Source organism: Streptomyces beijiangensis (genome assembly GCF_017315755.1).
GTDB lineage: Bacteria > Actinomycetota > Actinomycetes > Streptomycetales > Streptomycetaceae > Streptomyces > Streptomyces beijiangensis.
This window is the reverse complement of sequence record NZ_JAFLRJ010000430.1, coordinates 1-14,583: the sequence shown is the minus strand read 5'-3', so window position 1 is coordinate 14,583 and position 14,583 is coordinate 1. Positions and strand designations below refer to the sequence as shown.

Annotated in this window: 11 protein-coding genes and 4 tRNA genes; 6 read left to right on the top strand and 9 right to left on the bottom strand. The window is 68.4% G+C overall.

All coding sequences use genetic code 11. From position 1 onward, the window contains the following. The 3 genes from J0695_RS33650 to purM form a co-directional block, all read left to right on the top strand. Window positions 1-247: sterol carrier family protein (locus tag J0695_RS33650; protein ID WP_242553533.1), on the top strand; the 247-nt coding region annotated here is incomplete at its 5' end. A gap of 235 nt (window positions 248-482) precedes the next feature. Continuing rightward, the gene (gene purF, locus J0695_RS33645; RefSeq protein ID WP_206968557.1) at window positions 483-2,009 is read left to right on the top strand and encodes an amidophosphoribosyltransferase; all 1,527 of its coding nucleotides are present in this window, start codon (window positions 483-485) and stop codon (window positions 2,007-2,009) included. 33 nt (window positions 2,010-2,042) lie between these two features. Next, window positions 2,043-3,113 carry a phosphoribosylformylglycinamidine cyclo-ligase gene (gene purM / locus J0695_RS33640; protein WP_206968556.1) on the top strand — a complete coding sequence of 357 codons (1,071 nt, stop codon included), beginning with the start codon at window positions 2,043-2,045 and terminating at the stop codon, window positions 3,111-3,113. A gap of 114 nt (window positions 3,114-3,227) precedes the next feature. Here the strand turns inward: purM and J0695_RS33635 are convergent, their stop codons facing one another. Further along, window positions 3,228-3,485 carry a DUF3073 domain-containing protein gene (locus tag J0695_RS33635; RefSeq protein WP_206968555.1) on the bottom strand — a complete coding sequence of 86 codons (258 nt, stop codon included), beginning with the start codon at window positions 3,483-3,485 and terminating at the stop codon, window positions 3,228-3,230. Window positions 3,486-3,763: 278 nt separating this feature from the next. Further along, window positions 3,764-4,855 carry a Leu/Phe/Val dehydrogenase gene (locus J0695_RS33630; RefSeq protein ID WP_206968554.1) on the bottom strand — a complete coding sequence of 364 codons (1,092 nt, stop codon included), beginning with the start codon at window positions 4,853-4,855 and terminating at the stop codon, window positions 3,764-3,766. A gap of 154 nt (window positions 4,856-5,009) precedes the next feature. On the opposite strand from J0695_RS33630, the gene J0695_RS33625 reads away from it, so the two are divergent. Then, complete coding sequence (locus J0695_RS33625) at window positions 5,010-5,852, top strand: DUF8083 family protein (RefSeq protein WP_206968553.1); 843 nt, start codon at window positions 5,010-5,012, stop codon at window positions 5,850-5,852. A gap of 480 nt (window positions 5,853-6,332) precedes the next feature. After that, a complete protein-coding gene (bldC, locus tag J0695_RS33620) occupies window positions 6,333-6,539 on the top strand; it encodes a developmental transcriptional regulator BldC (protein ID WP_003949541.1) in 207 nt (68 codons plus the stop codon). Between the two features lie 444 nt (window positions 6,540-6,983). Here the strand turns inward: bldC and J0695_RS33615 are convergent, their stop codons facing one another. The 3 genes from J0695_RS33615 to hrpA all read right to left on the bottom strand — a co-directional run bounded on the left by J0695_RS33615 (window position 6,984) and on the right by hrpA (window position 11,565). Then, window positions 6,984-7,151 carry a DUF6274 family protein gene (locus J0695_RS33615; RefSeq protein WP_206968552.1) on the bottom strand — a complete coding sequence of 56 codons (168 nt, stop codon included), beginning with the start codon at window positions 7,149-7,151 and terminating at the stop codon, window positions 6,984-6,986. A 292-nt stretch (window positions 7,152-7,443) separates the two neighbouring features. Further along, window positions 7,444-7,518 (bottom strand) — tRNA-Asp (locus J0695_RS33610). 105 nt (window positions 7,519-7,623) lie between these two features. Continuing rightward, the gene (gene hrpA, locus J0695_RS33605; protein WP_206968551.1) at window positions 7,624-11,565 is read right to left on the bottom strand and encodes an ATP-dependent RNA helicase HrpA; all 3,942 of its coding nucleotides are present in this window, start codon (window positions 11,563-11,565) and stop codon (window positions 7,624-7,626) included. A gap of 100 nt (window positions 11,566-11,665) precedes the next feature. On the opposite strand from hrpA, the gene J0695_RS33600 reads away from it, so the two are divergent. Beyond that, complete coding sequence (locus J0695_RS33600) at window positions 11,666-12,754, top strand: ABC-2 transporter permease (protein ID WP_206968550.1); 1,089 nt, start codon at window positions 11,666-11,668, stop codon at window positions 12,752-12,754. A gap of 46 nt (window positions 12,755-12,800) precedes the next feature. Here the strand turns inward: J0695_RS33600 and J0695_RS33595 are convergent. The 4 genes from J0695_RS33595 to J0695_RS33580 all read right to left on the bottom strand — a co-directional run. Continuing rightward, a tRNA-Phe gene (locus J0695_RS33595) sits at window positions 12,801-12,877 on the bottom strand. 22 nt (window positions 12,878-12,899) lie between these two features. Beyond that, window positions 12,900-12,974 (bottom strand) — tRNA-Asp (locus J0695_RS33590). A gap of 39 nt (window positions 12,975-13,013) precedes the next feature. Next, window positions 13,014-13,086 (bottom strand) — tRNA-Glu (locus J0695_RS33585). A gap of 86 nt (window positions 13,087-13,172) precedes the next feature. Further along, a partial coding sequence (locus tag J0695_RS33580; protein WP_206968549.1) for a metallophosphoesterase family protein occupies window positions 13,173-14,583 on the bottom strand: 1,411 nt, incomplete at its 5' end.

Sequence of the window (14,583 nt, the reverse complement as noted above, 5' to 3'; positions counted from 1 at the left end):
CGCCCTCGCCGCCAAGGCGCCCGGCGGTGCCACGGAGGTGCGGATCCCCCCGTACGCCGTCGTCCAGTGCATCGAGGGCCCCCGGCACACCCGCGGCACCCCGCCCAACGTCGTCGAGACCGATCCGCTGACCTGGCTCAGGCTCGCCACGGGACGCACCGACTGGTCCACCGCGCTGGACGCGGCCAAGGTCTCCGCCAGCGGGGAGCGGGCCGACCTCTCCGCCCTGCTGCCGCTCCTGGGCTGAGCCCCGTCCGGTGTGATGCTGGACACGGGTGTGACCACTGGTGTCAACACCGACACGCGGCTCTGTCCGGGGCGATCCACGCCGGGACGCCCGGTGTGAGGCGGTGTGAGGCGGCTGCGGCCAGGTTCGGGCGGCTTCGGGCGGCTCTTGTCAGAACGTACTAAAACGGGAATCCCGGGCCCTGGTCGATTTCCCCAATTCGGACCAGTGGTCGATCTCGCCTACACTCGGTGCCGTGCCTCGTGGTGATGGACGACTCAACCACGACCTGCTCCCCGGAGAGAAAGGCCCCCAGGACGCTTGCGGCGTCTTCGGTGTCTGGGCTCCGGGTGAAGAGGTCGCCAAGCTCACCTATTTCGGACTGTATGCACTGCAGCACCGTGGACAGGAGTCCGCGGGCATCGCAGTGAGCAATGGGTCCCAGATTCTCGTCTTCAAGGACATGGGACTGGTCTCCCAGGTCTTCGACGAAACCTCCCTCGGCTCCCTCCAGGGCCATATCGCGGTCGGTCATGCCCGCTACTCCACCACCGGTGCCTCGGTGTGGGAGAACGCGCAGCCGACATTCCGTGCCACCGCGCACGGTTCGATCGCGCTCGGCCACAACGGCAACCTGGTCAACACTGCCCAGCTCGCCGAAATGGTTGCGAAGCTCCCGAAGGAGAACGGCCGCGCCACCCAGGTGGCGGCCACCAACGACACCGACCTGGTCACGGCCCTGCTGGCCGGCCAGACCGATGACGACGGCAAACCGCTGACCATAGAAGAAGCGGCGACCAAGGTCCTCCCGGAAGTCCAGGGCGCCTTCTCGCTCGTCTTCATGGACGAGCACACCCTGTACGCGGCCCGCGACCTGCAGGGCATCCGCCCGCTGGTACTCGGCCGTCTGGAGCGCGGCTGGGTCGTCGCCTCGGAGTCCGCCGCCCTCGACATCTGCGGCGCCAGCTTCGTACGCGAGATCGAGCCGGGCGAGCTCGTCGCCATCGACGAGAACGGTCTGCGCAGCTCCCGATTCGCGGAAGCGAAGCCCAAGGGATGCATCTTCGAGTACGTCTATCTGGCGCGCCCCGACACCGACATCGCGGGCCGGAATGTCTACCTCTCCCGTGTGGAGATGGGCCGGAGGCTCGCTGCCGAAGCCCCCGTCGAGGCCGACCTGGTGATAGCTACTCCCGAGTCGGGCACCCCTGCCGCGATCGGGTACGCCGAAGCCAGCGGAATTCCTTACGGCTCGGGCCTGGTCAAGAACGCCTATGTCGGCCGGACCTTCATCCAGCCGTCCCAGACGATCCGCCAGCTCGGCATCCGTCTCAAGCTCAACCCGCTCAAGGAAGTCATCCGCGGCAAGCGGCTGGTGGTCGTCGACGACTCGATCGTCCGCGGCAACACCCAGCGCGCCCTGGTCCGGATGCTCCGCGAGGCCGGTGCCGCCGAGGTCCACATCCGGATCTCGTCCCCGCCGGTGAAGTGGCCGTGCTTCTTCGGCATCGACTTCGCCACCCGGGCCGAGCTCATCGCCAACGGCATGTCGGTCGAGGAGATCGGCAAGTCGCTCGGCGCCGACTCGCTCTCGTACATCACGACGGACGCGATGATCGAGGCGACGACGATCCCCAAGGACAACCTCTGCCGGGCCTGCTTCGACGGCATCTACCCGATGGACCTGCCGGACCCCGAGCTGCTCGGCAAGCAGCTTCTGGAGACCGAGCTGGCGGCCGGACCGGCGTCCACCGCCGCGGCCGACGCACTCCGTCGCCCGTAAGCCCTGCAGTACGACACGAAAGTTCCCAGAGCTATGTCTTCTGAGACAACCGGTGCCAGCTACGCAAGCGCGGGCGTCGACATCGAAGCCGGTGACCGCGCCGTAGAACTCATGAAGAAGTGGGTGAAGAAGACGCAGCGCCCCGAGGTCCTCGGTGGCCTCGGCGGATTCGCCGGCCTCTTCGACGCGAGCGCCCTCAAGCGCTACGAGCGCCCGCTCCTGGCCTCCGCCACCGACGGTGTCGGCACGAAGGTCGACCTCGCCCGCAAGATGGGCGTGTACGACACGATCGGCCACGACCTCGTCGGCATGGTCGTCGACGACCTCGTCGTCTGCGGCGCCGAGCCCCTCTTCATGACCGACTACATCTGCGTCGGCAAGGTCTTCCCCGACCGCGTCGCCGCGATCGTGAAGGGCATCGCCGAGGGCTGCGTCCTGGCCGGCTGCGCGCTGGTCGGCGGCGAGACCGCCGAGCACCCGGGTCTCCTCGGCGAGGACGACTTCGACGTCGCCGGCGCAGGCACCGGTGTGGTCGAGTTCGATCAGCTGCTGGGCGCGGACCGTATCCGTAAGGGTGACGCGGTGATCGCCATGGCGTCCTCCGGTCTTCACTCCAACGGGTACTCGCTCGTCCGCCATGTCGTCTTCGACCGGGCCGGCTGGGCGCTGGACCGCGAGATCGAGGAGTTCGGCCGCACGCTCGGCGAAGAGCTCCTGGAGCCCACCAAGATCTACTCGCTGGACTGTCTGGCCCTGACCCGCACCACGCAGGTGCACGGTTTCAGCCACATCACCGGCGGCGGCCTTGCCAACAACCTGGCCCGCGTGATCCCCGAGCACCTGCACGCCACGGTCGACCGCTCCACCTGGACGCCGGGCGCGGTCTTCGACCTCGTCGGCAAGGCCGGTCAGGTCGAGCGTCTCGAGCTGGAGAAGACCCTCAACATGGGCGTCGGCATGATGGCCGTCGTGCCCGAGGACTCGGTCGATGCGGCGCTGACGACACTGGCCGACCGGGGTGTCGAGGCCTGGGTCGCGGGCGAGGTCGAGGACCGCGGGGCGAACGCCACGGGCGCGACCCTGACCGGCACGTACTCAAAGTAAGCACGCCTCGAAGTAGCAAGCAGCAGGCGGCAAGCAGCGGGCAGCACTAAACCCGGTCCGGGGCGGAAGCCCTGGACCGGGTCAAGTGACCGTGCGTTTTGAGGTGTACGTACGTCAAGCGCCGCGGCGCTGCTGCGATGAAGGACCGGACTCTTCGCCCTCGTCCTCATCGTCCTTGTTGTAACGATCCGCGTACTGTGCGTACGGGTCATCTTCCTCTTCGTCGTCCTCGAACGGCTCTGCGTTCGGTGGCTGACTCGTAGGAGATGCGCCCAGCTCATTGGCCAGACGCGAGAGGTCGGTTCCGCCGCTGCTGTACTTCAGCTGGCGGGCGACCTTCGTCTGCTTGGCCTTTGCCCGGCCGCGCCCCATGGCTCGACCCCCTCGGTGACGGGGCTCGACGGCCCCAGAGTCTTGACACCCGTTCATGATTCGGAACGGGCTCTCCGTAGAGAGACCGGTCCGTAGGGCTTTAACGGTACCTGCTTCCGCGGCCATACGGTACGCCGCCCGCAGGAAGCGCCGCTTCGCAGAACCGGCGAGAAGCCCTGTCCTCGCTGGTCAGCTGCGATTTTAACCTCTTCTTGGCGGCCGACCCGCCGAGGGGGGTGAGCCATGTCTCCCTGCGGCGGGTCAGTGTCTGTCCACGGTCAGCTCCGGCGGGCCTCCGCCATGCGCTGCTCGGCGATCCTGTCGGCTGCGGCGGCCGGCGGAATACCGTCTTCCTTCGCACGTGCGAATATTGCCAGCGTGGTGTCGAAGATCTTCGCGGCCTTCGCCCTGCACCGCTCGAAGTCGAAACCGTGCAGCTCGTCGGCGACCTGGATCACTCCGCCCGCGTTCACCACGTAGTCGGGCGCGTAGAGGATCGCGCGGTCGGCGAGATCCTTCTCGACGCCGGGGTGGGCGAGCTGGTTGTTGGCCGCGCCGCACACCACCTTCGCGGTGAGGACGGGGACGGTCGCGTCGTTCAGGGCGCTGCCGAGCGCGCAGGGCGCGTAGATGTCGAGTTCCCCCCAAGGACCCGTGCGGATCAGCGCATCGGTGTTGGCGGCCACGGCGATCCCGGGGTGCAGGTCGGTGATGCGGCGTACCGATTCCTCGCGTACGTCCGTGATCACGACCTCGGCGCCGTCCTGCAGCAGGTGCTCCACGAGGTGGTGGCCGACCTTGCCGACGCCGGCGATGCCGACCTTCCTGCCGCGCAGCGTCGGGTCGCCCCAGAGGTGCTGCGCGGAGGCGCGCATGCCCTGGAAGACGCCGAAGGCGGTGAGGACCGAGGAGTCGCCCGCGCCGCCGTTCTCGGGGGAGCGACCGGTGGTCCAGCGGCACTCGCGGGCGACGACGTCCATGTCGGCGACGTACGTACCGACATCGCAGGCCGTCACATAGCGGCCGCCGAGCGAGGCCACGAACCGGCCATAGGCGAGCAGCAGTTCTTCGGTCTTGATCAGGTCGGGGTCGCCGATGATCACGGCCTTGCCGCCGCCGTGGTCGAGTCCGGCCATGGCGTTCTTGTACGACATGCCGCGCGCGAGGTTCAGCGCGTCGGCGACGGCGTCCTCCTCGGTCGCGTACGGGTAGAAGCGCGTACCGCCCAGGGCCGGGCCCAGGGCGGTGGAGTGGATGGCGATGACGGCCTTGAGGCCGGTGGCGCGGTCCTGGCAGAGCACGACCTGTTCGTGCCCTCCCTGATCCGAGTGGAAGAGGGTGTGCAGGACGCCGTCGGAAACATCGGTCACTGTGGTGACTCCCAAGTACGAAGCGGCGGGTGGAGGCGCTGCCTGCGGGTGGGGCAGGCCCAGTTGGCAGCAGATTAGGGCCTACGCGCCCGTAGATCCGTGGAGGTGCCCAGGATCACTCCCTCGGGTCGCGGGAGCATGGGACGATTCGGCCATGGCGGTGGTGTCCTCGGTGATCGTGCCCTACACGTCCTATCTGCGGGTGTACGAGCCGCTCTCGGCCTTCCCCGAGCCCGAACGGGCCCACTGGGCGCGCTATGCCCGGCGGGCCGACCTGCCGACCGCACAGGACGAACTGAGGGCCGCCCTGGCGGACTTGCTCCCCACGCCGCCGGTCGCCGTCCCCGTGCACGAGAGCGCGGACGCCTTCGTGACCGTCGTGGACGGTGTGGTGTGCGTCTGCCCGTGGCGGACCAGGCTGCGGGGCTGGCTGGCCCTGGAGGAGCTGGCGGGCCAGTATCCGGAACCCGTCCTCGACGTCGTACTGCCGCGGGTGGTGCGCCTTCAGGCGGCCGCGGACTACGAGCGGTGGCTGGAGCGGAACCCGGACGCGCGGCCCTGGATCCGTACGACGGTCTGGCACGTGCCGGTGCGGTGGTTCGCGCTCTTCGGGGACGAGGAGCGGGAGTACGCGAAAGCCGGGGGCGGTGCCGCTCCTGTCATGCGCTACCGGACGCCGATGGTGCAGGCGAGGCGGCGGCTGGCGCGTGCGCTGAAGACCCTGAGAGAGCATTTCGAGGAAGGGCCGCTCACCGAGGGTCTGGTGGACGTGGGCCGGTGGCTGGAGGAATTCCACCCCCGGTCCCTGGTCGAGCTGGACTACGGCGGCCTGGTGCACGTCCTGCCCGAGGCGGAGCTCGCCGACGACCGCTCGGCCGCGGATGTCGCGGCGGCGGTCGCCGCGCTGCGCGCGGGGGACAGCGACGGCGCCGACGCGGCGTACGGCCGGCTCTCCGATCGGTGGCGGGCGGTCCGGCAGCGTCAACTCTCCAACTGATCCCGTACCGACTTCGGTCGACACCCTCCCGGCATGGGACCTAGGTCCTGAACCGGGCCTTTGCCTCAAGCGTGACGGACCGCACTAACCAGGGCCTTGCGCCCATCCCCCACCCTCGTGCCAAAATAGGACAAGGAGCCCGGGGAGGGCTCCTTCCGCCCGACTTTGGGGGGAAACCTCGGTATTGCACTCTATGGGGGGTCTGATGGCTCCTGATCAGCGTGTGACTGATCGTCACTGTGGCGTGACTGTCCGCTATGGCATGGTCCATCGGGCTTCCGCCGCTGTTGAACACCTCAGAGGGCAATTCCATCGGTTTGGCCGACGCGGCTGGACGGATGGTGTAGTTGTAGTGCCGAGGACAAGCCGTTCGTCCTATAACCGACTCGGCCCGTGTCTGCCATTTCGGGCAACGCGGGTCAAGGTGCAGAATTTAGAGGAATGAACCGAGAAGGTTCGGTTCTCCCGAGGAGGCCGCTCATGACCGCTCGCACCCCTGATGCCGAGCCGCTGCTGACCCCGGCTGAGGTTGCCACGATGTTCCGCGTGGACCCGAAGACGGTCACCCGCTGGGCGAAGGCGGGCAAGCTCACGTCCATCCGCACGCTGGGTGGACATCGCCGGTACCGCGAAGCAGAGGTACGCGCCCTGCTCGCGGGCATTCCGCAGCAGCGCAGCGAGGCCTGAACATCCCTTAGCAGGGACTGAAATGCGGACATTTACGGGTCCCCCAGCCCGGATTGTCCGCCTATAGCTCCACCTGACGTGCGCCTGCCCCAACGGGCCGCGTCGCAGATCGTCATTGATCGCGCTGGACTCCGCCGGGTCCAGCGCGATCTTTTTTGTGCCCTGTTGGTGGAGTGCTGGGGACTCCTGGGGAGTGCTGTCCGGTGCTGTGAGGTCCTTCTGTGTGCCCTGTGGGACTGCTGAGCACCGGCCTCGGTGCGGCCCGCTCCTGACTTCCGGGTCAGCTCCGCAGGGTGGTGCAATTGCATATATTAAATTGGCCTGTTGTAGGGAGGGGGTAAGTTCACCCGTTCCCAAAACCCGTCCAGTGACACCCGTCACACGACGCGACTCTTGCCAAACCCGAGCCTGCCACCCAAGAAGCCGGTTGTGGGCAGGCGTTGGTCACTTCGCCGGGGGACTTTGGTCCTCGGCCTCGGACGGCTGCATGGCGAGGCGCAGGAGGCGGTGACAGACCGGGCAGTGCCGGGTGAGGTGGCGATTGCCCACGGAGGCCGCCAGATGGGCGCGCAGCAGTGCGCGCGTCTCATGTCTCTGCGCGGACGTCGTCATCGGTCGCCTCCTGCCGCATGCCCTGCTGCCTGGGTACTCGCCGGCGGACGGCGCAGTCAAGACGCAAGTAGGCCCGGAACCAGGGGCTCCGGGCCTACTTGCGCCGTGCGGACGGGGTTGTGCGGCAGAAGGACCCGCATCCGGTGGGGGTGCGGGCCTTCTGCATCGTGCGGTCCTGACGGGATTTGCTGTGTCCATGCGCGGCTCCGCCGCGGGCGCGGCCTCCAAGTGGTCCCGGGCCGGACGTCAAAAAGGCCCGCATCCGGTGGGAATGCGGGCCTTCTTCATCGTGCGGTCCTGACGGGATTTGAACCCGCGGCCTCCACCTTGACAGGGTGGCGAGCACTCCAAGCTGCTCCACAGGACCTTGCTCGTAGCCGTACGTGCGCTGGCTGCGAGACAGACTCTACAGCAGGTCAGGGCCCCCGGTCGAACTCGATCCGTACGGAGGCCGGACGGGGGTCCGACGGGGTCAGCGGACCCCCGCGACCGCCTGGTCGATGGCCTTCACGATGCGCTTGTCGGAGACCGCATAGGCGGTGCCGAGCGCATGCGCGAAGTAGCTGACGCGCAGCTCCTCGATCATCCAGCGGATGTCCAGGACCTCCTTCGGCACCGGCCTGCCCTGCGGCATCTGCTCAAGGAGCCAGGCGAACTCGTCCTGCATCTCATGGACCTTCGCCATCCGCGTGGTGTCCCGCTGGACGGCCGTCGGCATCTGCTGCAGACGGCGGTCGGCGGCCACCAGGTAGCGCATCAGATCGGCGAGACGGCGCAGGCCCGTGGCGGTGACGAAGCCCGGTTTGACCAAGGCCGCCAACTGGTTGCGTACGTCCTGGACGTTGGCGACCAGCGTCAGGCTGCTCGTCGTCTTCAGCCGGCGCTCGCAGGCCTGCCAGGCGGCCAGGATCTGCTGCACCTGGTCGACCGTGCGGATCGTGACCTCGACGAGGTCCGTGCGGACCTTGTCGTACAGCTTGCGGAAGGACTCCTCGTCCCAGGCCGGGCCGCCGTGGTCGGCGATCAGCTTGTCCGCGGCGGCGGTCGCGCAGTCCTCGAAGAGGGCCTGCACCGAGCCGTGCGGATTGCGGGAGAGCGCCAGCTTGGCCTGGTTCGTCAGCCGGTCGGAGGCGAACTTGGCCGGGTTCACCGGGATGTTGAGCATGATCAGCCGCCGGGTGCCGCGCCACATGGCCTGCTGCTGCTCGGCCTCGGTGTCGTAGAGCCGTACGGACACGGTCTCGCCCGCGTCGACCAGTGCCGGATACGCCCTGACCGGCTGGCCCGCCCGCTTCGTCTCGAAGAGGCGGGGCAGCGTGCCGATCGTCCAGCCGGTGAGGCCGCTGCGCTCGATGGACTCGCCGCCGCCCGCCTCCGCGGTGGCCGCGGCGGCCTTGGAGAGAGCCTGGCGGGCCTTGGGGCGCAGCTGCACCTTGAGCACCTCCAGGTCCTTGTCCTCGGCGAGATTGCGGCGGCGCTCGTCGACGATCCGGAAGGTGATCTTGAGGTGGTCTGCCACCCGGGAGAGGTCGAAGTCCGCGTCCGTGACCGGGACTCCGACCATCCGCTGGAGCTCGCGCGCCAGGGTGAGCGGCAGCGGCTCCTGGAGTGGGACGGCCCGGTCCAGGAAGGCCGTCGCGTAGTTCGGCGCCGGGACGTAGTGGCGGCGGATCGGCTTGGGGAGGGAGCGGATCAGCTCGGTGACCACTTCCTCGCGCAGGCCCGGGATCTGCCAGTCGAAGCCGTCGGATGTGACCTGGTTGAGCACCTGGAGCGGGATGTGGACGGTGACACCGTCGGCGTCGGCGCCCGGCTCGAACTGGTACGTGACGCGGAACTTCAGCGTTCCCTGGCGCCAGGAGTCCGGGTAGTCGTCCTTGGTGACCGCGCCGGCCTTCTCGTTGATGAGCATCGAGCGCTCGAAGTCGAGCGCCTCGGGCTCTCGTCCCTCGGTGGCTCGCTTCTTCTTCCACCAGGAGTCGAAGTGCGCGCCGGAGACGACGTCCGCGGGGATCCGCTCGTCGTAGAAGTCGAAGAGCGTCTCGTCGTCGACGAGGATGTCGCGGCGCCGCGCGCGGTGCTCCAACTCCTCGACCTCGGTGAGGAGTTTGCGGTTGTCGGCGAAGAATTTGTGGTGCGTACGCCAGTCGCCCTCGACGAGTGCGTTGCGAATGAAAAGGTCGCGGGCCGTCTCGGGGTCGATGCGCCCGAAGTTGATTTTGCGCTGGGCGACGATCGGGACGCCGTACAGCGTCACCTTCTCGTACGCCATCACGGCGGCCTGGTCCTTCTCCCAGTGCGGCTCGCTGTAGGTGCGCTTGACCAGGTGCTGGGCGAGCGGCTCGATCCACTCGGGCTCGATCTTGGCGTTGACGCGCGCCCAGAGGCGGGAGGTCTCCACCAGCTCGGCCGACATGACGAGGCGGGGCTGCTTCTTGAAGAGTGCCGAGCCGGGGAAGATCGCGAACTTGGCGCTGCGGGCGCCGAGATAGTCGTTCTTCTCGGTGTCCTTCAGGCCGATGTGGGAGAGCAGGCCGGCAAGGAGCGAGGTGTGGATCGACTGCTCGGGAGCATCGTCCTCGTTGAGGTGGATGCCCATGGTCTTGGCGACCGAGCGGAGCTGGGCGTAGATGTCCTGCCACTCGCGGATGCGCAGGAAGTTGAGGTACTCCTGCTTGCACATCCGGCGGAAGCTGGAGGAGCCGCGCTCCTTCTGCTGCTCGCGGACGTAGCGCCAGAGGTTGAGATAGGCGAGGAAGTCGCTCGTCTCGTCCTTGAAGCGGGCGTGGTTCTGGTCGGCCTGCTGCTGCTTCTCCGAGGGGCGCTCACGCGGGTCCTGGATGGAGAGCGCGGCGGCGATGACCATGACTTCGCGTGCACAGCCGTTGCGGTCGGCTTCGAGGACCATGCGGGCCAGGCGCGGGTCGACGGGAAGCTGGCTCAGCTTCCGGCCCTCCTGCGTGAGCCGCTTCTTCGGGTCCTTCTCGTTCGGGTCGAGCGCACCCAGCTCCTGGAGGAGCTGCACGCCGTCGCGGATGTTGCGGTGGTCCGGCGGATCGATGAAGGGGAACTTCTCGATCTCGCCGAGGCCGGCGGCGGTCATCTGGAGGATGACGGAGGCCAGGTTCGTACGGAGGATCTCCGCGTCCGTGAACTCCGGGCGGGTGAGGAAGTCGTCCTCGGAGTACAGGCGGACGCAGATGCCGTCGGACGTACGGCCGCAGCGGCCCTTGCGCTGGTTGGCGCTCGCCTGCGAGACGGGCTCGATGGGCAGGCGCTGGACCTTGGTGCGGTGGCTGTAGCGGGAGATACGGGCGGTGCCGGGGTCGATGACGTACTTGATGCCCGGGACCGTGAGGGAGGTCTCGGCGACGTTGGTGGCGAGCACCACCCGTCTCCCGGTGTGCTGCTGGAAGACGCGGTGCTGCTCGGCGTGCGAGAGGCGGGCGTACAGCGGGAGCACTTCCGTCATACGGAGGTTCTTCTTGTTCAGCGCGTCCTCGGTGTCGCGGATCTCGCGCTCGCCGGAGAGGAAGACCAGGATGTCGCCGGGGCCCTCGTGCTGCAGCTCGACCACGGCGTCGCAGATCGCGGTGATCTGGTCGCGGTCACTGTCGTCGCCCTCGTCTTCGAGCAGCGGCCGGTACCGCACCTCGACCGGATAGGTCCGCCCGCTGACCTCGACGACAGGGGCGTCCCCGAAGTGGCGTGAGAAGCGCTGGGGGTCGATGGTCGCCGAGGTGATGATGACCTTCAGGTCGGGGCGCCTGGGCAGCAGCTGGGCCAGATAGCCCAGCAGGAAGTCGATGTTCAGGGACCGCTCGTGGGCCTCGTCGATGATGATCGTGTCGTACGCGCGCAGCTCGCGGTCCGTCTGGATCTCGGCGAGCAGGATGCCGTCCGTCATCAGCTTGACGAAGGTGGAGTCCTGGTTGACCTGGTCGGTGAACCTGACCTTCCAGCCGACCGCCTCGCCCAGCGGCGTCTTCATCTCGTCGGCGATGCGCTCGGCGACCGTACGGGCGGCGATCCTGCGGGGCTGGGTGTGCCCGATCATCCCGCGGACACCGCGCCCCAGCTCCAGACAGATCTTGGGGATCTGCGTGGTCTTGCCGGAGCCGGTCTCGCCCGCGACGATCACGACCTGGTGGTCCCGTATCGCGTCGGCGATCGCGTCCTTCTTCTGGCTGACGGGCAGCTGCTCGGGATACGTGATCGCGGGCAGGCGTTCGACGCGTCGCCGCATCCGGTCGGCGGACTTCCCCGCCTCGGCGGCGATTTCGTCCATGACGGTCTGGCGGGCCTCGGGATTGCGGATACGGCGGGCGCCCTCGAGACGCCGGCCGAGCCGGTGCGCATCGCGCAGCGACGCCTCGTCGAGCGTGGCCTGGAGTTCAGCGAAGGAAGTAGACATACCTGATCCAGGATCTCACCCCGCGCAAACGACTGGCGAACGGATTTGTGGACGACTTTCTGGGCGAGAAGACCTGGTATGGGTGGTTTAGCGTGTGTGCATGCCCGATCAGTCAGATCAGCACGGTGTGCACGGACGGCCTCCGACCAGGGCGGAGCGCTGGGCGACGCTCAAGAAATCTCCGTTCTTCCCCGCGACCGTCCTGGTCTTCATCCTGGCCGCGGCCGCCGGGCTCTTCGCCGGTTCGTACACGTACTCCATGGCGGATCCGACCCCGCACCGCATCCCGGCCGCGGTCGTCGGTCCGTACGACTCCGCGAACGGCAGGCAGTTCGTCGCCGGGATGGAGAAGGCGCTCGACACCTCGCTGCAGCTGCACAGCTATCCGACGTACGGCCAGGCCCTGCGCGCCGTCGACGAGCAGCAGGTCTTCGCGATCCTGGAGGTACGGGGCGCGGGCGTCAGGCTCGATGTCTCCGGGGCATCGGGCGCATCGGTCGCCCAGGTGATCGCCGAGAGCGGGGCCGCGGTCGGCAAGGCGACCGGGCAGCCGGTCGAGGTGCGGGACATCAGACCGCTCCAGAAGGGCGACCCACGAGGCCTCGCCCTCTTCTACATCTCCCTGGCCGCGGTGATCCTCGGCTTCGTCGGCGCGATCCAGCTCAGCGTGCACGCCCGCGCGCTCAACCCGTGGGAACGCATCGCCTTCACCGTCGCCTACTCGATGCTCGGGGCCTTCGCCATCGCGGCGGTGGTGGACTGGCTCCTCGGCGCGCTGAACCTGCCGTTCATCGAGTCCTGGGCGATCCTGGCGCTCACGATGTTCACCTCGGGCATGGTCTTCACGATGTTCAACACCCTGATGGGCCGCTGGGCGATGATCCCCACCTGGGGACTGATGGTGCTCCTGGGCAACCCGTCGTCCGGCGGCGCCGTGTCCTGGCCGCTGCTCCCCTCCGTGCTGGGCCACATCGGCAGATGGCTCCCGCCCGGCGCATCGGTCAACGCCCAGCACACGGCGGTCTACTTCGGCGGCCACCAGCACGCCCTGCCCTTCCTGGTGCTCGCCGGCTGGGCCCTGCTGTCCTGCGCGGTCTTCTGGACCTGGCGCCACCGGCATCCGGGCGGGCGCGAGCGGGAGGCGGCGTCGGCGGCGGCGCACGCGGCACCTGCCGAGCCTGCGGCCTGAGGGGTGGTACGCGAAAGGCCCCGACCAGTGGTCGGGGCCTTCGGTGTGGTGGCTGGGGCCGGGATCGAACCGGCGACCTATCGCTTTTCAGGCGATCGCTCGTACCAACTGAGCTACCCAGCCACGCGGCTCTTGCGATCCGCAGCGGTCCTGACGGGATTTGAACCCGCGGCCTCCACCTTGACAGGGTGGCGAGCACTCCAAGCTGCTCCACAGGACCTTGCAATGTGCGAGCACTAGTCTCGCACACAGTAAAGCGTGCCCCCAACGGGATTCGAACCCGTGCTACCGCCTTGAAAGGGCGGCGTCCTGGGCCACTAGACGATGAGGGCTAATTGGCCCGCCTGTGCGCCTTGCAGCGCGTCGGGGACGAGAAGAAGCATATGGGATGGGGGGACCGTTCGCCAAAACGGTTTCCTCAGGGCTGGTTGTCGGCCGGGAGATGGCGGCTGACCTCGGCCGTTGTCAGGCCCAGGCCGCCCAGGGTGATCTCGTCCCAGGCCTGCAGGTGCTTGGTGGTGCGGTCCAGGTAGAGGACCGAGGCGAGGATCTTCTCCGGGTGCTTGTTCTGTACGGCGCGCAGGCCGCCGCCGCCCGTGGAGCCCTCGACCTTGAGGCGGGTGCCGTGCTCGAGGACGTCGGTCTCGCGGTGGTGGACGTGACCCGCGAGGACGAGGGGGACCGCGCCGTCCGTTTCACGGGCCGCGGCGGGCTCGTGGGTGACCGCGATGTCGACCGGGGTGCCGGCCAGCCGCTGGCCGCGGAGGGCGGCGGCCAGGCTCGTTCCGGCCAGGCGCTCGGCGGCCTCGCCGCCCGGGAGAGACGAGCGGTCCGGGGTGAACTGGGGGTCGCCCGTGCCGGCGATGCGCAGGCCGTCGATGGTGACCGCGCTGCCGTTGTCCAGGACGTGGGCGTTCTTGAGGTGGGAGAGGTACCGCTGGGTCTCGGGGGAGTCGTGGTTTCCGCGTACCCAGACATAGGGGGCGCCCAGGGCCGGGATCGCGTCCAGGAAGCGGTTCTCCGCCGCGCTGCCGTGGTCCATCGTGTCGCCGGAGTCGATGATCACGTCGATGTCGTACTGGGAGACGAGGGAGCTGATGATCTCCCAGGCGGCCGGATTGAGATGGATGTCCGAGACGTGCAGGACTCGGATGGTGCCGGGGTCGGGCCGGTAGGCGGGGAGCGTGGACGTGGCGTCGTACAGGCGCGTGACGTTGGTGACCAGACGGGCCAGCTCCTGCTGGTAGACGTCGAACTCGGTGACGATCGAGCGGGCGCTGCCGATCAGCTGGGGTGCCGAGGAGAGCAGACCGGAGTACTTGGGTTCCAGGACGGACTTGGGGTTCCAGGTCGCGTACGCGGAGACGCCCGAGGCCGTCAGGAGCGCCAGGGCCAGACCGCCGGCGGCCAGGGCCGTGCGGGGTCGGCGGTAGACCGCGAGGCCCAGGGTGGTGGCGCCCGCGACCACGGCGGCGCAGGAGCGCAGCGCGAGGTTGAGGGTGCCGTGCTCGACGTCGCGCGTGATCTCGGACTGGAGGCCGGAGAAGAGTTCAGGGTGCTGGACCAAGGTTTCGGAGCGGACCGGATCGAGGCGGTCGACGTCCACGTCGAGACGGATAGGGGCCGTGTGGGAGTCGAGTTCGAGGGCGCCCAGCGGGGACACGTTGATCTTGGTTCCGCCGGTGAGGGAGGGGCGCAGGGTCATGGTGGTGTCCATGGGGCCGACCGGGGTCCTGACATTGCCGACCACGAGAAGTCCGAGCCAGGCGCCGAGGAGGACGACGGCCACCAGGCCGAGTGCGCGGGCCCAGGGGTGCGGGGGGTGGGTG